Raw genomic sequence first — 20,284 nt, 5'->3', positions numbered from 1 at the left:
TGCGCTGCGGCAATTGACCTTTCGGGCGGCGAATTGGCTTGTCTGCCCGATGCTTAGCGCAGTAGCCTGCACACATGCGCAAACCGGGCCCCGCGTGGCTGTGGCACACCGCCATGAGGGCGGTTTTCGCGCTGGTCGCAATCTGCTTTTCCGGCTCCGGCGACGCACAGGACTACGGCGTCGAGCGGGTGCGTTTTCGTCACCTGGGTGTCAAGCAGGGCCTTTCGCAGGCCACGGTGCTGAGCATTACCCAGGACAAGGACGGCTTCGTCTGGGCCGGCACCCAGGATGGCCTGAACCGGTATGACGGCTATGGCTTCCGCGTCTACAAGCACGATCGCAGTGATCCCTATTCGCTGCCGGACAACAACGTGCGGCGCGTCCTGGCCGATGCACGTGGCCGCATCTGGGCAGCGACGCAGAACTCGGGGATCGGGCTGTACGATCCCACGCTCGATCGCTTCACCCGTTTGAGCGCCGATCCGACGGTGCCTGGCAGCCTGATTGCGCGCGGAATCGGCGCCATCGCGCAGGACCCGTCGGGAACCGTCTGGGTGGCCACGCTCCACGGCGGACTGCAGCGGTTCGACGAGGCGACCCAGCGCTTTGAAACCAGTCGTTGCACGGGCAGCCCGCTGCGCATGATCTACACCATCGGCGCGCGGCGTTCGGATCTCATCCTGGGTACGGAAGAAGGACTGTGGCGGTGCGATCCGGCAACCGGTGCGATGGAGCAGTGGCGTTTTGGCGACGTCGCCCTCGACGGTCAGCCGCAGACGATACAGGTCGGGCCGGACGACTCGGTCTGGATCGTGGTGGCCTATTCGGGCATTTATGGATTCAACGCCCGCGGTGAGCCGCATACACGGATCGATCGCAACGGTGACCCGGCAGTGGATACCAGCAGCGCGCGGGGCCTGTTGCTCGATCGTGACGGCAAACTGTGGTTCGGCAGTGAACTGCACGGCCTGTCGCGCTTCGACCCGGTCACCCAGCGGCTGGAGAATTTCCGCCATCGTCCTGGTCGCGAATATTCCCTCTCACACAACCGCGCGTTTTCGCTGTTCCAGGACCGGGACGGACTGATCTGGATCGGCACCTGGGGTAATGGCCTCAATGTGCTCGACCAGCGCACCATGGCATTCGAGCACTGGTATCCCGGTTCGGGCCCGCAGGCGCTGCCTGGCACGGGTGTTTCCGCCATCTATGGCGATGCCGACGGAAGTTACTGGGTCGGCAGCCTGCAGGACGGTGGTTTGAGTCATTTCCATCCGGAACGCGGGGTGCTCGAGAACTACGCCACCGATCCGACAAAACCCGACAGCCTGAACGCGAATTTCATCAACGCGATTGCGCGCGGCCCGGATGGCTCCCTGTGGGTGGGCACCAGCGGCGCCGGCCTGGCGCGGCAGCGTCCGGGCGAGAAAAAGCTGGAGGTCTATCGGCATGACAAGTCGCGGCCGGGCTCGCTGGTCGATGACATCGTGCAGACGCTGTACTTCGACCGCACAGGCACCCTGTGGGTGTCCACCTCGAGCGGGCTTGATGCGCTGTGCCCGGATTGCACCGAGTTCCGCCACTACGCGCACCGCGACGACGATCCCGACTCGCTGGGCGGATTGGGCGTTTCCTGTGTCCTGGAGACGCGCTCGGGTGAGTTCTGGGTGGGGCTTCGGCGCAACGGACTGGATCGCCTCGACCGGGCCACGGGCCGCGCCGAGCATTTTGTTCCCGTCGCTGGCGAAGGGGATTCGCTGTCGTCGCTGGGTATCACGGCCCTGCTGGAGGATCGTCAGGGTCAAATATGGATAGGTACACAAGGTGGCGGATTGAACCGCATGCGTCGCGACGGCGGGAAGATCCGTTTCGCGGCCATCACCACGCGCGACGGACTTGCCGCTGACGCCATCGGCGACCTCGCCGAAGACGCCCGGGGACGCCTGTGGATGAGCACGACCGTGGGCATCAGCCGCTACGATCCCTCCACGGGTGCGATCCGCAATATCGGCGGTACCGGCGGTGCGTTCGAGAACGGCTATTTCATCGGCGCGGGCGGGCGTGACGGCCAGGGGCGGATCTTCTTTGGCGGCCCGGCCGGCGTGACGCTGTTCAATCCGGCGGAAGTGGATGAAATCCCGGCACCGCAACCGGTGCTGACGGATCTGCGCCTGTTCAACGCGCCAGTCAAGCTGCGCTGGCGTGATCCGGGATCCCCCCTGGTGCAGCCCGTGTGGAAGGGGGGCGAAATTGCGCTGGGTTATCGCCAGTCCATGGTGTCGATCGATTTCGGCGTGCCCACCGCGGCGGATCCACCCGGCGTGCAGTACGCGTATCGGTTGGAACCGCACGACCAGGACTGGATCGAGACGGATGCCAGCCGGCGCACGGCGACGTACACCGCGCTGGCGCCCGGCCGGTACCGTTTCCTGGTGCGGGCGCGCAACGCGGGCGGCGCGTGGGGGCCGCAGCAGGCGGAACTGTCATTGCGCACCGAACCGCCGCCCTGGCTGAGCTGGCCCGCCAGGGCGGGGTACCTGACAATCGCGGCCGTCATTGCGTTGCTCTGGTGGCGCCGGCGCGCGGAGATTGCGCGTCGACGCGAGCAGGCGCAGGAATTCCTTCGCAAGAGTGAGGAGCGGCTCAAGCTGGCCCTGTGGGGCAGCGGCGGCGAACTGTGGGACGTGCATCTGCCGACCGGCGTCATGCACCGGGAAAACCGCCTGGAGGGCGTGGCAGCCAGCCACGAGGCCGATCACCAGACACTCGACTCCTACGCGCCCTTCGTCCATCCGGACGATTTGCCGCTGTTCCGCGACGCCCTGGTGCGTCATCTGAAGGGTGATGCAGACGCTTTCGTCGTGAGCTATCGCACCTACGATCGCGACCATCGCTGGGTTTGGGTGCTCACCCGTGGCCGCGTGGTCGAGCGGGATGCGGAGGGCCGTGCCGTCCGCATCGCGGGGACGACGCACGACATCTCGGCACTGAAGAATGCCGAGGAAGCACTGCGCCGGCTCAACGAAGAGCTGGAACTGCGTGTGGAACGCCGAACGGCAGACCTGCGCACGGCCAACGTCGAGCTGCGCAACGCGCTTGATCGCCTCACGCTCACCCAGCGCCAGCTGCTCGAAGCCGAGAAGCTGGCATCTCTGGGTAGTCTGGTGGCCGGTATCGCGCACGAAATCAATACACCGCTGGGGATTGGCGTCACGGCGGCTTCTCATCTGAGCGAAGAGGTCACACGCCTGTCGCGCGAGATCGCCGGCGGTACGCTCAAGCGCTCGGATCTGGACCGTTTCCATCACAGCGCGCTGGAGAGCGCCGAGCTGATCCTGCGCAACCTGCAGCGCGCGGATCGCCTGGTGAAGAGTTTCAAGCAGGTAGCGGTCGACCAGTCCAACGAGGATCGCCGCATCATCGGCCTTGGCGTGTGCATCAATGAAATTCTGACGACGCTGGGCCCGACGCTGAAGAAAACCCCCCACAAGGTGGTGGTGGATTGCCCGGTGGAAGTGGTGTGCGAAACCGCTCCCGGGGCCCTGTATCAGATCTTCACCAACCTCGTGATGAACTCGCTGCTGCATGGTTTTACCGTGGACAAGCCCGGTACGGTGCGGATCCACGTCAGACGCGAGGCCGACGAGATCGCCATCGACTACAGCGACGATGGCGTCGGCATGGACGAAACGACCTGTGCACGCATGTTCGATCCGTTTTTCACGACCCGGCGAGGGCAGGGCGGATCGGGGCTTGGCATGCACATCGTATACAACTTGGTCACGCAGGCGCTGGGCGGAACGATCCGGGTGACCAGTGCGCCGGGACGCGGCATCCTGGTGGCGATCCGCTTCCCGGGAGCGCGTCATGGTGGCTAGACGGCGCTACCCCGGGCGTTGCTGCGGATTGGCTGCGGCCGCGTGGCTGGTCGTAGCGGGCTGGAATGGCATTGCCTGCCGCGTGGCATCCGCGCAGACGCAGGCTTCCGCGGTACCGGCGGCCGATCCGGCGATTGGTCTTGATCGCGTGCGGTTTGAAACCATCGGCATGGCCAATGGCTTGTCCCAGTCCACCGTCAATGCCGTGGCGCAGGATCGCGATGGCTTCCTGTGGGTCGCCACGCAGGACGGGCTGAATCGTTTTGACGGCTATCGCTTCCGCACCTATCGCTACGACCGGACGGACCGTTACTCGCTGGGGGGCGACTACGTCGAGGACCTGCGATACGACCGGCACGGCCGTCTGTGGGTAGCCACCAGTACGGGAGGTGTCAGCCGCTACGATCCGGTGCTGGACCGGTTCGACAATTTTGCCTTGCAGGGGCCCGACCAGGCCGCGGGAACGCTGCCGGTGTATGCCTTGCACGAAGGTATTGACGGAACGATCTGGGCGGGTGTGAACAATGTGGGCTTGTTCCGCTATGACGAATCGGCGCAGGCGTTCCGCCTGAGCGGCTGCCACGGACATCCGCGCCTGCAGCATCCGCGCTTCGTGGCAAACCTGGGTACCGGAAATGGTCTGCTCGTGGGCGGGCGCGTCGGTATCGTGCGCTGTGGCGAAGACGGAAAGGTCTACCCCTGGGGCGCGCCGTTCACCGATCACTTTCAGATCAGCCGGCTGGCCGTGGGACCCGACGGCGATGTGTGGGTGGCCACGATCAACAGCGGTTTGCACCGGTTTGCGCGCGACGGAACGGTGCGCGAAACCTTCCACCGGGATGCGCCGGACGAAGGTCATCGCATACCCGATGATGCGGTGCGTGCGCTGTGGTTCGACCGGCGCGGCGTGCTGTGGATCGGCACGGACAATTCGGGTTTGCTGCGACTGGTTCCCGGCGCGCGCATTCCCGAACGCTATTCACACGACGCGGCGCGACTGGGATCGCTGGGCTCAAACCGCGTGGCCTCCATCTACGAGGACCGCCATGGCGTGATCTGGGTCGGTACCTGGGCGACGGGGTTGAGCCGCCATGATCCGCGTACGGAGAACGTCGCCAATCTCGTCGGCGGCGTAGCCCCGCGCGGCTTGCCCGCAGGCGGTGTCGTCAGCAGCTATGCCGATCCCAACGGCACGCTTTGGTTCGGCGTGCTGGAAAACGGCGGCCTGATCAACTTCGACCTGACCAAGGGCGTGCTGTCCCGTCACGTGCACGACCCGGCGCGGCCAGACAGTCTGAGCGACAACTTCGTCAGCTCTGTCCTGCGCACGCGGGACGGTACGCTGTGGGTGGCCAGTTGGCGCGGCGGCCTCAACCGCTGGCTCGGTGGCGATCGATTCGAACGCTTCCTGCACGATCCGGACGATCCGCACAGCCTGGCCAGCAACCAGATCCGCAAGCTGGTGGAAACTGCGGACGGCACGCTGTGGATCGGCACGCGCGGCGGCAGCCTGGATGCGCTGTGTGCCGGTTGCCGGCAGTTTCGCCACTACCGTTCGGATCCGGCTGATCCGACCAGCCTCGGCGCCAACGAAGTGAGCACGATGCTGGAAAGCCGTCTTGGCGAATTCTGGCTGGTGCTGCGCAGCGCCGGCGTCGCCCGGCTCGATCGCAGTACCGGTCGTTTCGAGCACTTCCGCGCCAGCGCCGATCGGGATGACACCATCAGCAGCGACGCGGCGTTGTCGCTGCTGGAGGATCGGCGTGGCGATATCTGGGTCGGTACCGACAAGGGATTGAACCGCGTGATACGCGGCAAGGACGGTGCGATCACATTCGCCGTCGCGGCCGATTCGCAACGCCTGCAGGATGACAACGTCGATGCGATCGAAGAGGACGTCAACGGCCGCCTGTGGCTGGCGGTGGGTACGGGTTTGTCGCGATTTGATCCGCAGAGCGGTGAGGTGCTGAATTTCGGCAGCCGGGAAGGCATGTTTCCGACGGGCTACTACATCGGTGGCACCACGCGTACGGCGTACGGCATCATGGTGTTCGGGGGCGCGGCCGGTGCCAACGTGTTCGATCCCACCCGGCTGGAAGCCGCGCCGGCGCCGCAGCCCTTGCTGACCGATGTGCTGATCTACAACCGTTCGATGGCGCCGGCCTGGCGCCAGCCGGATTCGCCCCTGACCCAGACCGTCTGGACGGGTGGCCAGCTGACGCTCAACCATCGCCAGGGCATGCTCACTGTCGCCTTCTCGGCGCCCGAGGCGAACGATCCCTCGCGCGTGCGCTACTCGTTCCGCCTCGATCCGCTCGACAGCAACTGGATTGAAACAGCCGTTGCCGCTCACAACGCCACCTACACGCACCTGGTGCCCGGCAACTACGTGCTCCGGGTCAGGGCGCGCAACCAGGGGGCCGACTGGGGGCCCAAGGAAGCGCAGGTGAAGATCGCCGTCTCACCGCCGCCGTGGCTGTCGTGGCCGGCCAAGACGCTCTACGCGCTGACCATGGCTTCTCTGGGAGCGCTGGTCGGCTGGCAGGTGCGCGGGCAGCAGCGGCGCAAGGCCCTGGTGCAGGAAGCCATCCGGCAGAGCGAAGCGCGGCTCAAGCTGGTGCTGTGGGGCAGTGGCGGCGAGTTGTGGGACGTGGACCTGCTGCGTGGTGGCGTGCGGCGCGAGAATCCCTTGCCACGACTGCCGCCGGAACATATTGCCGGGCACTTCACCTTGCGTGATTTTCGCTGCCTCGTGCATCCGGACGATCGCGCTGTGGTGCGCGCGCTGCTCAGCCGCCATCTGCGCGGGCATAGCGAAAATTTCGAAGCCAGTTTTCGCCTGCGTGACCGTTATGGCGACTGGTGCTGGCTGATGGCGCACGCGCGCGTCGCCGCGCGCGATGTGGACGGTCGTGCGCTGCGGCTTGCCGGCACGCTGCACGACATCTCGCCGCTCAAGGCGGCCGAGGCGGCGCTGCTGGAAATGAACGAAGCGCTGGAAGCGCGCGTCGAACACCGGACAGCGGAGTTGCGCGATGCCTTGCGCAACCTCACCACGGCGCAGCGCCAGCTCGTCGAGGCGGAGAAATACGCCTCGCTGGGTGGTCTGGTGGCCGGTATCGCCCATGAGATCAATACACCGGTCGGTGTCAGCGTGACGGCAGCCTCGCACCTTCAGGAAGAGTTGCGCGTGCTGTTCGGCCGCACCGGGCAGGGGCCGGTCCAGACCGGCATGCTCACGCGTTTTCGCGAAACGGCCAATGCCAGCTGCGACATCATCCTGCGCAATCTGCAGCGTGCCGACGAACTGGTCAAAAGCTTCAAGCGCGTCGCGGTCGACCAGACCACCGAGGCACGTCGCACGGTCGACCTGGCCACCACGCTGCACGAAGTGCTGATCATGCTGGGGCCGACACTCAAGAAGACGCCGCACAAGGTGGATCTGGAGTGCCCGTCCGGGCTGGTGTGCGACACGGCGCCGGGTGCGCTCTACCAGATCATCAGCAACCTGGTGATGAACTCGCTCACCCACGGATTCGTGCCGGACACGCCCGGCCAGGTGCGCATCGTCGTCACCCGCGAAGGCGAGCACATCGTGCTCGACTACGCGGACAACGGGGTCGGCATGAGCGATAACGTCCGGGCGCGCGTCTTCGAGCCCTTCTTCACGACGCGTCGCGGCGAGGGTGGTTCCGGTCTTGGTATGCACATTGTGCACAATCTGGTTACCCAGCTGCTCCAGGGGGACATTGTCTGTCACAGCCCGCTGGGACAGGGGGTGCGCTTCCGTATCCGGTTCCGTGCCCGCGAGAGGCAGGCGGGATGATCCCCCGCGCGCGGGCATGCGATGGCGTGAACGGCGGCGTCGCGATCGCCGGGCGGTGGGTGTTGTACGGTTTGCTCTTGCTGCTGTGCGCGCAGAGTGCGCGTGCGGTTGACCCGTATTCCGTCCGGTTCCAGAACTATGCGATCGAGGACGGCCTTTCGCACAATCGCGTGCGATCGCTCGCGCAGGATCGCGACGGCTACCTGTGGGTCGCCACGCGTGACGGGCTCAATCGATTCGACGGCCGCGACTTCCGCGTCTACAAGCACGATCCCTCCGATCCCCACAGCTTGCCCGACAACGTCGTGATGGTGGTGGCCACCTCACCCGAAGGCATCCTGTGGCTGGGAACCGCCAGTGGCGGCCTTGCCTACTACGACGCCGAGCATGACCGGTTTATCAGGTACCGGGCTGATACGACGACGCGCCTTGCGAACAACTACGTGCGCTCGCTGCATTTCGACCGGCAGGGCACGCTGTGGGTTGGCTGCTTCGGTGCGGGCGTGCAGCGCTTTGACCGGTTGCGCGGTGTGGCGACGGATGCGCCGTTCGGAAGGCCTACGGGCATGCGCGGCGTCCATCGCATGGTCGATCTTCCCGACGGAGGCATGCTGTTTGTCGCCGGTGACGCCATCTGGCGCTGGGACGGCCGATCGGATCAGCTGGCCTCCTTCCTGCCTGTCGTACGCGGCGAAGTGCAGCGTAGCACCGAGTGGGCCATCCTGGATGCCAATGACGAAGTATGGGTCGTCTTCATCGAGGGTGACCTGCTGCGCCTGAATCTCGACGGCAAGGTTCTGGCGCGCTATCACACCGGACCTCGCGGCGATATCAAGAGCGGCGAAGTCATGGGCATCGTGGAGACGCGATCGGGCGACCTGTGGCTGGGCACTACCGGGGGCGTAGCATGGTTCGACCGCGCTGCGAACCGGTTCGTCGACGTTTTCCATGACCGCGCCGACCCGGCCAGCCCGCCAATGGAAGGCTATGTCATGTTCGAGGACCGCGATGGCCTGATCTGGCTGGGGAGCACCAGCCACGGACTGGGCATGCACGATCCCACCAGCGAGTCCGTCACGATCTTCCGCCACCACGCGATGGACAAGGCCAGTCTGCCGACGGATGAAGTACGGGCGATACTGCCCGAACCCGATGGTACGTTCTGGCTCGGCCTGGCGGGGACGGGCGGACTGGTGCATTTTCGTCCCGGGGAAGGGGTGCTGGCGCGCTTCAGGCACGATCCGGCCGACCCGGGGAGTCTGGCCAGTGACGCCGTGTCTGCGCTCGCGCGCGGCAGGGACGGTACCTTGTGGGTGGGGTTTGATGCCAGCGGCTTTGACCGGCTCGACCCGGGTTCCCGCACCTTTCATCACTACCGCAGCATCGCCGAGGATCCCGCATCATTGCCGGGCAATCTCGTCAATGGATTCTACGTCGACGCCGACGATACGCTTTGGGTAGCGCTTGACGGCGGTGGGCTGGTCAGCCTGTGCAAGGGGTGCACGGCGTTCAAACGGTACTACAGTGCCGAGGGCGATCCCTTCGAGATTGCCGAGTCCACGGCGATCGATATCGCCCAGACGCCGGACGGTGCGATCTGGGTCGGGCTCTTCGGCGGCGGCGTGGCGCGCCTGGATCCGGCGACCGGCCAGCTGGAGCGCTACGTTGCCAAGCTCCATTCGGACGAAGGGCCGGCCAATGACCTCGTTCGCAGCCTGTATGTCGATGCATCGGGCACGTTGTGGCTGGGCTCGCCGGCGGGGTTGGACCGGGTCGAGCGCGATCCGCGCAAGGGGCGTGTGAGCTTCATTCATCAGCGTCATCCGACCTGGTCGGCGCGCGGCAATATTACGTGCCTCGTGGCGGATGCGTCCGGCGTGCTCTGGGCGGGGACCTCCACGGGCTTGATCCGCTTTGACCGCGCCGTTGGCATCCCGGAGATCGTCGGCCGGATGGCCAACCGCGATCGCGCGAGTTACTCCAACAACGCCTGCGCGGCCGTTGGCAACACCATGTACTTCGGGACCGCGGCGGGGCTGATCCGCTTCGATCCAGGGGTGCTGCAGCCGCTGCGGTCGATCGGGCCGGTCGTCGTCAACGAGCTGCTCCTGTTCAACACGCCCATCCGGCCCAGCCCCGATGACGACCAGGCGCCACTGCAGCAGACGCTACCCTATACGGAGCGCGTGAATCTCAACTACCAGCAGAGCGTGTTCGGGTTCGGCTTTGCAGCACTGGACTTCCGCGAGCCCAGCCGCGTGTATTTCCGCTATCGCCTCGACGGCCTGCACGACAGCTGGGTACCGGTGCTGCCCAACCAGCGCAGCGTGACGTTTACCGGCGTTCCCTACGGCTCCTATCGCTTCCGGGTGCAAGCGTGGCGGGAAGGCAGTGAGCCGCGCGAAACCGGCGTGGACGTGCGCCTGGTGCCGCCGCCCTGGCGTTCGCTCTGGGCCTACGGGTTGTACGCATTGATGGCTGTCGCCACGCTGGTTGCCGTTCTGTGGCGCTACCACCGGCGGCTGGCCTATGAGCGCTACGTCGCCGCAACGATCCGGCAGAGCGAAGAAGCGCTGCGCCGCCTCAACGACGAGCTGGAGTCCCGCGTGGCCGCGCGCACCTCGGCGCTGAGCCAGACCAATGTCGAACTCACCCTGACGCTTGCGCAGCTGCGCGAGGCGCAGCAGCAGCTGGTCGAAGCGGAAAAAATGGCGTCGCTGGGTGGCCTTGTCGCGGGCATCGCACACGAGATCAACACGCCGCTGGGCGTCTGCCTGACCGCGGCGACGCATCTGGAAGAACAGTCGCGCCAGCTGGCTTCGCGCATGCAGACCGGCGAGCTGCGGCGTTCGGAGCTGGACCAGTACCAGCGCATGGCCATCGAATCTGTGGAGCTGATACTGCGCAACCTGCAGCGCGCCGACCGCCTGGTACGCAGCTTCAAACAGACTGCGGTGGATCAATCCACCGATGAATGGCGCGAGCTGGACCTGGAGCAATCCGTGCGCGATACGTTGTCGATGATCGGTCCGGTGCTACGCGTCACGCCGCACCGCGTCACGGTGGAGTGCCCCAGTCCGGTGAAGGTGTTCACATCCGGCGGCGCGGTCTACCAGATTGTGAGCAACCTGGTGTTGAATGCGATCCAGCATGCGTTCGTCCCCGACCGGCCGGGCGAGATCAGGATCACGATCGGCGTACAGGGCGATCTGGCCGGACTCACGATCGCCGACAACGGCCGTGGCATGGATGTCGAGGAACGCACGCGCGCCTTCGATCCTTTCTTCACGACCCGTCGCGGGCAGGGAGGGAGTGGCCTTGGGCTGCACATTGTGTACAACCTGGTGACGCAGATTCTGCGTGGACGGATCCTGTGCGAATCGGCGCCCGGCAGGGGCACACGTTTCGAAATCCAGTGGTCACCGGCAGTGGGCCAGGCGCGGCAGTCGGGTGTGGTTGGCTCGTAGCGATTGGCTTGGCGCTACTGGTGGCGTCGCGATGCAGTCATGCGTCATTCCAGATTGCCACCAGCGACGCAGGGGCCGTGACGATTGTCATGGTGTAGTCGTCGCTGCACGCCCAGCAACGCTGTTCGGGTGTGTGCACTGCGAGAAGGTCGTCGACGTAGTCAAAGAAGGATCCGTCGATGTGCGCGCTGGACATGTCGATCGACCAGGCGTGTGGGATGTCAAAGGCTACGAAGTGCAATTGCGCTGTTTCTCCGCGCAATTCCGCAGCAAGGTCGGTATACGTCCAGTTTCCGGCTTCGGCGAACTGCTGCAGCAGCCCGGGGTAAAACGCTTCCCGTTCCGCGTCGGTGGGACATTCCAGGGCCTCGGTATCGACGACCACGCATCGGGCAGGCGCCAGCAATTGCAGGAGATGCTGCGCGTGAAGTCCCTTGCGGTAGTCGCCGGGCGAAAGGTGCAGTCCTTTGGAAATGAGGCTCCGGACGTCCTCGGCCGACCCCACGGCGCGCTTTACGGCGGAGGGGCAGGTGAGGCCGTGACTTTCGAGGAAGGTGATGGCGTCAGCGATCTGTGTCTTCGCATCGCGTTGCTGGAGAATGTCGGCCCACATTTGAGCGGGTGAGGTTGGGTGCTTGCCGGGCGTTGAGGCCTTGCGCGCTGCCGGTTTCCTGCGCGGCTTCGGCACCGGGGTGGCACCGTGTGCGCGCAGCAGTTCGACCATCGGCTGGCAGCTCTTGCCGCCGCCAAGCCACGTCAGCACGTCCTTGCCGTCGAGGCGGGCATCGTCGGGAACTGCGCCGCCGCGCAACAGCAATTCCACCACCTCGATAGCGCCGGCGCGAATGGCGCTGCCCAAAGGCGTTTCGCCTGCGCTATCCACGCGACTGGGGTCGGCGCCGCGCGCGAGCAACCACTGGACCCACTCCGCGCGTTCGTTCTGGCAGGCGTTGGTCAGTGCTGTGCGGCTCGAGGGAAATTGACGTGCGTCAACAGATTCAAGCTGCGCCGCGATGGCCTGGGCGAGGTCTTCCACCGTTGACGGGGGCCAGCGCTGCAGTTTGCACAATAAGGATGGGTCCGTCATTGGCGCGCCGGCGCGCCACAGGCGCCGCGCGTGTTCCGGAGTTCCGTCGGAGAGGGCGTGGTAGAGTGCGCCGCCACTCGGACGCGATTCAGACCAGGTTGTCAGCAAATCGACGGTGGCATCGGCGCCGGCGGCGAGCAAATCCTCGAGAATCGCCAAGGGAACGGACTTGCCATCGCCCGTGAGCGCCGCCCACAGCACCCCGTCTGCGCGGGCGTCAGCGCCGGCTCCGAGCAATGCGCTGACACGCAATGCCAGTGCCTCGCCCGTGTTGAATTTGCAGGCCAAGGTCAGTACGGCGTTTCTGCCGCGCGGGTGGTTCGGATTTATTCCCCGACGGGCGAGCAGCGGGATCAGCTCCGTATCGGCGTAGGCGTAAAGGTTGTTGTCCGTGCCATCCTGTCCGACTCGTCCTGGATCTGCACCCCGTCGAGCAGGGCCAGCACGGCCTCGTTTTGTGAGTTGCCAGCGGCCAATTGCAGGGGCAGTTCGCCGTTAGGAAGGCGCGCGTCGGGGTCGCACCCGCCCGCGAGCAAGGCGCGGATCATCGCCGCATCATTTTCCTGGATGGCGCGCTCAAGGCTCATGGATGTTGTCTGTCAACAGTGGGGGCGCGGCGGCCTGAAACGGTAGACGTGGCTGCGTACCGTGCGCAAGTACCCATGCCGCTTCCAGAAAGGGTTCCGCATTCGTGACAGAACGGTTTCGCACTCCCCAGGAAAAGAAGCTGCTCAGCTACGTCAGGGACGGACGGAATGTCGTGGCCGAAAGCCGCACGACGGCGCGCAAGGCCATTGCCAGGCGCAAGGCGACGGCCAATCAGGCGCTGCGTAAGAGTGTCCACGAGAAGCTTTCCGCCGGTCTTCGCGCCGCCGGCGACGTCCAGGAGTTTGACCCGACTGTTCCGCGTACGGATGGACGTTCCTGGCGCAAATTCCCGGACGCTTCGCTTGCCCGTTATGTGCAGGAGCGGATCGACTACCGGCAAGCCGGTGGTCAACCGGCGACGGTGGGCAATTCGGACGTGCGCGCCAAGGCGATGCGAAAACGGCAAGGCCAGTACCGGTAGCGGCGCCCTGGTGTCATCGGCGCCGCGCAGTGCGATGAGCGTCAGTCGTGCTGTGGCGTCACCAGGATTTTTCCGTGCCGTTCACCGCTCGCGGCGGCAGCAACGGCCTCCTGGATCCGGGTCACGTCGTAGGTTGCCTGGATGGGGGTATGGAGCTTGCCGGTGGCGATCAGTCCGGCCAGTTCGCCCAGAAGCGCCCGCTGTTTCGGAGCGGGTGTGGTGCGGAACCAACGCGCCAGCCAGAAACCCTTGAGGGTGATATCGCGGAACACCAGCTCCCGCGGGGACAGCATGCACGCTTCGCCGCTCAGGGCACCGTAATTGACGATGGTGGCGCCATCCGCCAGTGCAGACGCCAGGCGCATCGTGGCTGCGCCGCCGACGGCATCGATTCCCAGCGTGATCGCCGCGCCGCCAGTGGCCGCCTTCACGCGTTCGGCGAGACCGTCGCCGTCGACCAGCACGACGTCAGCACCCTGGGATACGACCGCGGGGACCGCGGATTCACGACGAACGACATTGACCGTTTTCAATCCGCGCAACCGGGCCAGCTGCACGACGTAGCTGCCGACGCCGGAGTTGGCACTGTTCTGGATCACCCAGTCGCCGGGTTGCAGGTCGACAAAGTCGCTGAGCAGGAGCGCGGCGGTGGGGGGATTGATGGTCAGCATGGCCAGTTGCCGGGGATCGGCCTCGTTCGGCAGCGGTACCAGCGCGGCGGCCGGCGCCACGACGTGGCTCGACCAGGTGCCAATGCCCGTGGGCAGCAGGACCGTCTGGCCCGGCGCCGGTCCCTGGGTGTCCGGCCCCAGTTCGACCACCCGGCCGACGCCCTCGGTGCCTCCCACGGCCGGCAAGGCGGGCAGCATGCCGTACTGGCCTGTCAGCATCAGGACGTCGCTGGGATTGATCGGTGCCGCCAGCACCGCCACCAGTGCCTGTCCTTTGGCCAGAACCGGGCGATCGAACGGTACGGGGTGGATGACGGCATGCGGCACGGGGCCGCGTTCGGCGTATTCGGCTTTGATCAGCGTTGTCATGGGGTTGCCTTCGTGGAAGGGGGCTGAGGCGTCTATGGTGATGGACAGGAACTCCTCGCAGAATCCATTGCATTGACCAAATTCTTTTGCCCAAATCGCAACAGTCGGTTGTGCCGGAGCCCTGCATTGGACAAGCTGCGTGCCCTTCAGTACCTGGTCAAAGTGGCTGACACGCTGAGTTTTACGCGTGCGGCGAAGGCATTCGGCGTTCCTGCGTCATCCATCTCGCGCCGTATTGCCGATCTGGAAGCTGACCTGGGCGTGCAGCTGCTGCACCGGACAACCCGTACGGTGCGCATGACGGAGATCGGGGCGCGTTACCTTGAACAGGTACGCGGCGCGCTTGCGCAGCTGGACGATGCGGAGGAGCAGGCGGGGCGTCATGGGAGCACACCGGGCGGAACGCTGCGCATCAGTGCGATGCCCGGCTACAGCCGTTTACTGATGCCGGCGCTGGTGGCATTCGGGGACCGCTATCCCGGCATCCTGCTGGACGTGCATCTGAGTGATGCGCTGGTCGACCTCGGCCGCGACCAGATCGACATTGCCATTCGCGGCGGACGTCTGCCGCAGGAGCGCGTCGTGGCGCGCCGGCTGGATCCGAACCAGTTCCTGCTGGCGGCATCGCCGGATTACCTGGCCAGGCGCGGCACGCCCCGGACCTTCGATGACCTGCGGGATCACGATGCCCTGCTGTACCGTGGCCCGAATGCGTTGCTCAAGTGGCAGGGGCGCGATGAGGACGGATGGCACGAGGTGCCGGTCGCACCGGCGTTCATCAGCAATGACGGTGCGAGCCTGCTGGCCATGGCGTGCCGCGGGCGCGGTCTGGTACTTCTGCCCGAATGGGCGTTGAAGGATGCCCTTCGTTGCGGTGAACTCGTACACATTTCCCTCGATCGGCCGCTGGCGATCGGGCGTGGCGGTGAGGCGGGCATCTACCTGATGTACCTGCAGACGCGCTACCAGATACCAAAGGTGCGCGTGGCCGTGGACTTCCTGGTGGAGCAACTGGGTAGCAATCCCCCGGCGTGATCCGATGCTGCGAGGGTTCGGTTTCCGCTATGGCTGCCGCCCGCGTCCCTTGGCCGACGGCGAGCCCGCGAGCGGGGCAGCGGTCGATGCCGGGGGGCGCGATGGTGCGGTGGTGTTCCGCGCCACCGACGGCGTCGCCGCGGCGGCAGACGGAACGCCTAATACCTGGCGCCAGAAGGCGGTCGTGATGTCGCTGATACCGGACGTCTCGCCATTGAGCACGACGACCAGGCCCGTGCGGTGGCGTCGCGAATAGGCGATATCCGCGACATAGCCCTCGACCCATCCGCTGTGCAGGTAGATGTCTTCGTCGCCGACCTGGTAGATGCGCCAACCCAGACCGTAGTGCGCATCGGTGAGGATGTCCTTCCAGGCGCGGCGCTTGAGATCCTTGTGTGTGCGCACGCGCTTGCGCGTGAGTTCCTCGACCAGGGACGGCGGAACGATCTCGGGCTGATGCCCCATCTGTGCGATCAGCCATTTGCCCAGATCGGTGACACTGGCATTGATGCCGGCCGCCGGCAGTACCTCGTAGTAACCGGACTGGATCGGCGTGGTTTTCCACACGCCGCCGCGCTTGACGTGCGGCAAGGCACGATTGCTGGCGGCAAGGAATCCGTCCTTGCCGATGGACGCGTGGTCCATGTGCAGCGGCACGAACAGACGCTCGCGGACCAGGTCGCCATAGTGGCGTTGCGTGGCGCTTTCGATGGCCGTGCCAATCAGTGCAAACAGGATGTTCTGGTAGGTGTAGCACTGCCCGGGCGGACAGATGGGTTCCAGCTCCCGGAAGCGCGGCAGTACCCGGGCCAGTGGTTCATTCGCGTCCAGCAGGTTATCGAAGGCATTGGACACGATGCCGGTGGACTGCCCCAGCAGATGGTGCAGTTTCAACTGCTGCGACAGCCCCGCGCGCTTGAACTGGAAGTCCGGCAGATAGCGCGTGATGCTGTCATCCCAGCCGAGTTTTCCCTCGCGCACGAGCAATGCGGTGAGCTGCGCGGCGAATGTCTTGGATACCGAGGCGATGCGGAACACCGTATCCGGCGTGACGGCATCGTTCTGACCGAGCACACGCACGCCGTAGCCTGCGGCATGAACGATCCGTCCGTCGCGGACGATGGCGAACGCGCCGCCCGGGACACCCCGTTCGTCCAGCACCTGCCGGAAGGTGTCTGCAAAGGCTTTGTCGGCGGATAGCAGTTCCTGCGCCTGCAGCGGCAGCACGGCGGACGTACACAGCAACACGAAAAGTAGCAGGTGCGCGATGCGGAAAGCCACGGCAGAGACCCGGTCTGGAGAGGGCCGGCGATTGTAACGACGCGGATGTTGGCGAGTTGTTAGGGGACGCGAGGTCCGCCGGATCGGCAACGACAGTGACGTGATTGCGCGATGTCAGTCCGGCAACTGCTTGCGCAGCTCGATGAACTGCTGCCAGTTTGCGACCATCAGGTCGACCAGGGCCGGATCGAACTTGCGGGCGCGCTCTTCCAGGAGGAAGTGCCGGATCGCGTGGTCGGGCCAGGGATCCTTGTAGCAGCGGCGGCTGCCGAGCGCATCGAAGACGTCGGCAATGGCCGTGATGCGTCCGCTGATGGGTATGTCATTGCCGGCCAGCTGGCGCGGATACCCGCTACCGTCCCAGTTTTCGTGGTGGGTGAGGGCGATCTCGCCGGCCAGCTGGAACACCGTGCGCTTGGACCCGGACAGCAGTTTCGCCCCCAGTTCCGCATGGCTGCGCATGATGCGCGACTCGTCGTCGTCGTGCGGGCCGGGTTTGTTGAGGATGGCGTCGGGAATGCCGATCTTGCCGATATCGTGCAGCGGTGCGGCGTAGGTGAGGAACTCGCAGGTTTTTTCGTCCAGACCGTGCAGGCGGCCGAGCATGCCGGCGAGGATGCCGACGCGGCGCACGTGGTTGGCGGTCTCCTGGGAACGCGTCTCTGCGGCGCCGGCCAGGAGGTAGACCATGTCCAGTTGCGTCTCGAACAACTCCTGGTTGAGGTGCAGGTTCTCGAACGCGATCGCCACGTTGGTGCAGAAGACCTGCATCAGGCGGTGACCGAGTTCGTCGAGCTGGTGCGATTCGCCGACGTACAGCAGCGCCTCGGTGTCGTGGCTGTCGGTGAAGTGCAGAACGTAGTGGTCTTCGGCGAAGACGTGGTGCTTCTGCTGGAACGCCGCGCGCAGTGATTGGACGACGTGGCCCGGCAAGCGTTCCTCGGCGTTACGCGACAGATAGCGCGAGTAGTCGCCCGTCGCCGCAGCGACGTTGAAATGATCGGGCATGACGCCGTTGGGGGCCGAGATCCGGCAGCACAGGGCGCCGTTCTCCACGCCGACGAGGTTCGCCAGCTGCCCGAGCACGATGGACGCAAACTGTTGCGGCTGGTGATGCGAGAACACCTGGGTGGACGCGTGGATGACGTGTTCCAGCCCGCGTCGGTTGGCCTCGATCGTGCGCATGTCGCGATAGGCGCGCAGCGCCGCGTACAAGGTGGTCGCGAGCTTCTGTGCCGTCAGCTCGGTCTTTTCCTTGTAGTCGTTGATGTCGTAGGCGGCGATGACTTCGTGCTCCGGCGCCTGGCCGGGCTGGCCGGTGCGCAGGACGATACGGACGAAGTGATTGCCCAGCTGTTCGCGAATGGTGCGGACCAGTTCCAGTCCTGCCTGCTCCGACTCCATGACCACGTCGAGCAGGACGACGGCCGTATCCTCATGCTGGGCCAGCAGTTTTTCCGCTTCCCGGCTGGAATAGGCGCTCATGAGCAGGAGAGGACGTTCCGCAAAGCGGAAATTGCCGAGTACCAGCCGGGTGACGTTATGCACCTCGGGTTCGTCGTCGACAATCAACACTTTCCAGGGCTGGAGTGCCCGGACTGGCTCTTCTGCGAATTCCAGGCGGTCCTCGAGGACTTCCATTCGGTTCCCCCCGTTTGGCGCGGCCAGTCTACTCCACTTGGCGGGGGGCAGAATGGCAAAAACGTGTGACGCAGGCCGCGTAAGTCGCGGTTCGCAGCGCGTCTGGAAGTGGCTACGACGGGGCGGATCTGCCCTTTGAATGCCTACCTGAACCCGCCAGGTTCGTGGCGGGCCTGCGATGTCCACGATATTACGCCGCCGGCGGTTGCGCGATTGCAACAAACGCACGATTCCAACACAGGCGGACGCGGCTGTCTTGCGCCGATCGGCGGCTCCGGTCAGCGGGTTTTGCAAAGCGGTTGGGGGGCGGCGCAGTGCGGGTACCGCCCGTTCGCCGGAGCAGGAAGCGCAAGGACAGGGATAAGATCGCTTGCGGTCTCTACGCCTTCGTCACGTTGCGCGGGGGCAACACCATCGTGCTACCCCCTGCGTCGGGCGGCCGTCAGCTCTTGCCGTGGAACAGTTCCCGCCCGATCAGCATCCGGCGGATCTCATTGGTGCCCGCGCCGATCTCGTACAGCTTGGCGTCGCGCAGGATGCGGCCGGTCGGGAACTCGTTGATGTAGCCGTTGCCGCCCAGTGCCTGGATCGCTTCGAGCGCCACCTTGACGGCGTTCTGCGATGCGTTGAGCAGACAGGAGGCCGGGTCGATGCGCGACTTGACGCCGCGGTCGAAGTCCTGCGCGACCATGTAGGCATAGGCACGCGAGGACTGCAGTGCCGTGTACATGTCGGCCACCTTGGCCTGCATGATGCCGAAGGTGCCGATCGGCGCATTGAACTGCTTGCGTTCGCGCACGTAGGGCAGGGTGATGTCCATGGCGGCCTGCATCAGGCCCAGCGGGCCGCCGGAAAGGACCAGGCGTTCGGTGTCCAGTCCGCTCATGAGGACGCGCACGCCCTCGTTGACCTGGCCTACGATGTTCTCGGCCGGAATCTCACAGTCTTCAAACACCAGTTCGCAGGTATTGGAGCCGCGCATGCCCAGCTTGTCGAGCTTCTGGGCCGTGCTGAAACCCTTCATGCCCTTTTCGACGATGAAGGCCGTCATGCAGCGGCTGCCGGCCGGACGCGGCGCCGTGCGCATGTACACCAGCAGCACGTCGGCATCCGGTCCGTTGGTGATCCACATCTTGGAGCCGTTGGCGACCCAGCGATCGCCCTTCAGCTCGGCGCGGCAGGTCATGGACCCGACGACGTCGGAGCCGGCGCCGGGTTCGCTCATGGCCAGTGCCCCGACCAGCTCGCCCGAGCACAGCCCCGGCAGGTATTTGCGGCGTTGTTCCTCGGTACCGTTGTGGAACAGGTTCTGTACGCAAAGGTTGGAATGTGCGCCGTAGGAAAGACCGATCGAGCCAGAGGCGCGCGAGATCTCTTCCATGGCCAGAACGTGGGCCAGGTAGCCCATTTCCGAGCCGCCGTACTCACCGGGAACGGTGACGCCGAGCAGGCCCATTTCGCCGAATTTCTTCCACAAGTCGGACGGAAAAGCGTTTTCGCGATCGATCAGGTCGGCGCGCGGGGCGATCTCTTTCTCCGCGAACTGGCGGACGCTTTCGCGCAGCAGATCGAGGTCTTCACCAAGGGGGAACGGGCGCATGGCGGTTTCTCCAGGCAGTCAGTCGGCGTGGTCGCTGACCGCGAAAAGGCAGATCTCGGGGACAAGGTCGGTGTAGTTCGCCGCATCAGCCAGGAGCGAAGCGCCGGCCTTCACGACCGCATTCTGCGCGTCTTCCACCGTGGCGAAATAGGCGTGGCTGGCGGCGACGATCTCGCCGCTCGCGGGCGCCGCGGCTGACAGGCGCCGATCGCTTTCCAGGCGTGTGAGCCCGAACGGCTGCAGCAGCTCGCGCGCCATGGCCATGTGACGGCCCGCGTAGTCGGCGTGATCGAAGCGGGCGCCGTCGCGCCACCGATAAAAACCACTGACACGGATCATGACCACCTCGTCCGCCGAGGGCGG

At 65.4% G+C, this 20,284-nt stretch carries 12 protein-coding genes; 5 read left to right on the top strand and 7 right to left on the bottom strand.

Annotated elements, in window-relative coordinates; translation table 11 throughout:
• Positions 1-113: 113 nt before the first annotated feature.
• Genes N4264_RS19045 through N4264_RS19035 form a run of 3 tightly spaced genes read left to right on the top strand, consistent with a single transcriptional unit; the run spans position 114 to position 11,168 of the window.
• Positions 114-3,875 carry a two-component regulator propeller domain-containing protein gene (locus N4264_RS19045; protein ID WP_261693817.1) on the top strand — a complete coding sequence of 1,254 codons (3,762 nt, stop codon included), beginning with the start codon at positions 114-116 and terminating at the stop codon, positions 3,873-3,875.
• Complete coding sequence (locus tag N4264_RS19040) at positions 3,865-7,701, top strand: two-component regulator propeller domain-containing protein (RefSeq protein ID WP_261693816.1); 3,837 nt, start codon at positions 3,865-3,867, stop codon at positions 7,699-7,701. Before N4264_RS19045 ends, N4264_RS19040 begins: the two co-directional genes overlap by 11 nt.
• A complete protein-coding gene (locus N4264_RS19035) occupies positions 7,698-11,168 on the top strand; it encodes a two-component regulator propeller domain-containing protein (RefSeq protein WP_261693815.1) in 3,471 nt (1,156 codons plus the stop codon). The genes N4264_RS19040 and N4264_RS19035 overlap by 4 nt, the downstream gene beginning before the upstream one ends.
• Positions 11,169-11,205: 37 nt before the next feature.
• Here the strand turns inward: N4264_RS19035 and N4264_RS19030 are convergent, their stop codons facing one another.
• Together N4264_RS19030 and N4264_RS19025 are read right to left on the bottom strand one after the other, a co-directional pair.
• Positions 11,206-12,543, bottom strand: a complete 1,338-nt coding sequence (locus tag N4264_RS19030; protein WP_261693814.1) for an ankyrin repeat domain-containing protein — start codon at positions 12,541-12,543, stop codon at positions 11,206-11,208.
• Positions 12,544-12,608: 65 nt separating this feature from the next.
• Entirely contained in the window at positions 12,609-12,842 is a 234-nt protein-coding gene (locus N4264_RS19025; RefSeq protein WP_261693813.1) for an ankyrin repeat domain-containing protein, read from the bottom strand.
• Positions 12,843-12,946: 104 nt separating this feature from the next.
• On the opposite strand from N4264_RS19025, the gene N4264_RS19020 reads away from it, so the two are divergent.
• The gene (locus N4264_RS19020) at positions 12,947-13,324 is read left to right on the top strand and encodes a hypothetical protein (RefSeq protein WP_261693812.1); all 378 of its coding nucleotides are present in this window, start codon (positions 12,947-12,949) and stop codon (positions 13,322-13,324) included.
• A gap of 41 nt (positions 13,325-13,365) precedes the next feature.
• Here N4264_RS19020 and N4264_RS19015 read toward each other — a convergent pair whose 3' ends face one another.
• Positions 13,366-14,364 carry a zinc-dependent alcohol dehydrogenase family protein gene (locus N4264_RS19015; protein ID WP_261693811.1) on the bottom strand — a complete coding sequence of 333 codons (999 nt, stop codon included), beginning with the start codon at positions 14,362-14,364 and terminating at the stop codon, positions 13,366-13,368.
• 126 nt (positions 14,365-14,490) lie between these two features.
• Here N4264_RS19015 and N4264_RS19010 point away from each other — a divergent pair, with 126 nt between their 5' ends.
• Positions 14,491-15,399, top strand: coding sequence for a LysR family transcriptional regulator (locus tag N4264_RS19010; protein ID WP_261693810.1), 909 nt, complete (start codon positions 14,491-14,493; stop codon positions 15,397-15,399).
• A gap of 27 nt (positions 15,400-15,426) precedes the next feature.
• Here N4264_RS19010 and N4264_RS19005 read toward each other — a convergent pair whose 3' ends face one another.
• The 4 genes from N4264_RS19005 to N4264_RS18990 form a co-directional block, all read right to left on the bottom strand.
• Positions 15,427-16,680, bottom strand: a complete 1,254-nt coding sequence (locus N4264_RS19005) for a serine hydrolase domain-containing protein (protein ID WP_261693809.1) — start codon at positions 16,678-16,680, stop codon at positions 15,427-15,429.
• 114 nt (positions 16,681-16,794) lie between these two features.
• Positions 16,795-18,321, bottom strand: coding sequence for a DUF3369 domain-containing protein (locus N4264_RS19000; protein WP_261693808.1), 1,527 nt, complete (start codon positions 18,319-18,321; stop codon positions 16,795-16,797).
• 442 nt (positions 18,322-18,763) lie between these two features.
• A complete protein-coding gene (locus N4264_RS18995; RefSeq protein ID WP_261693807.1) occupies positions 18,764-19,921 on the bottom strand; it encodes an isovaleryl-CoA dehydrogenase in 1,158 nt (385 codons plus the stop codon).
• 18 nt (positions 19,922-19,939) lie between these two features.
• On the bottom strand, positions 19,940-20,260 hold the full coding sequence (locus tag N4264_RS18990) for an EthD family reductase (protein WP_261693806.1): 321 nt from the start codon (positions 20,258-20,260) through the stop codon (positions 19,940-19,942).
• Positions 20,261-20,284 lie beyond the last annotated feature (24 nt).

The organism is Tahibacter amnicola (assembly GCF_025398735.1).
Lineage (GTDB): Bacteria > Pseudomonadota > Gammaproteobacteria > Xanthomonadales > Rhodanobacteraceae > Tahibacter > Tahibacter amnicola.
This window is presented reverse-complemented; position numbering and strand designations above follow the sequence as displayed.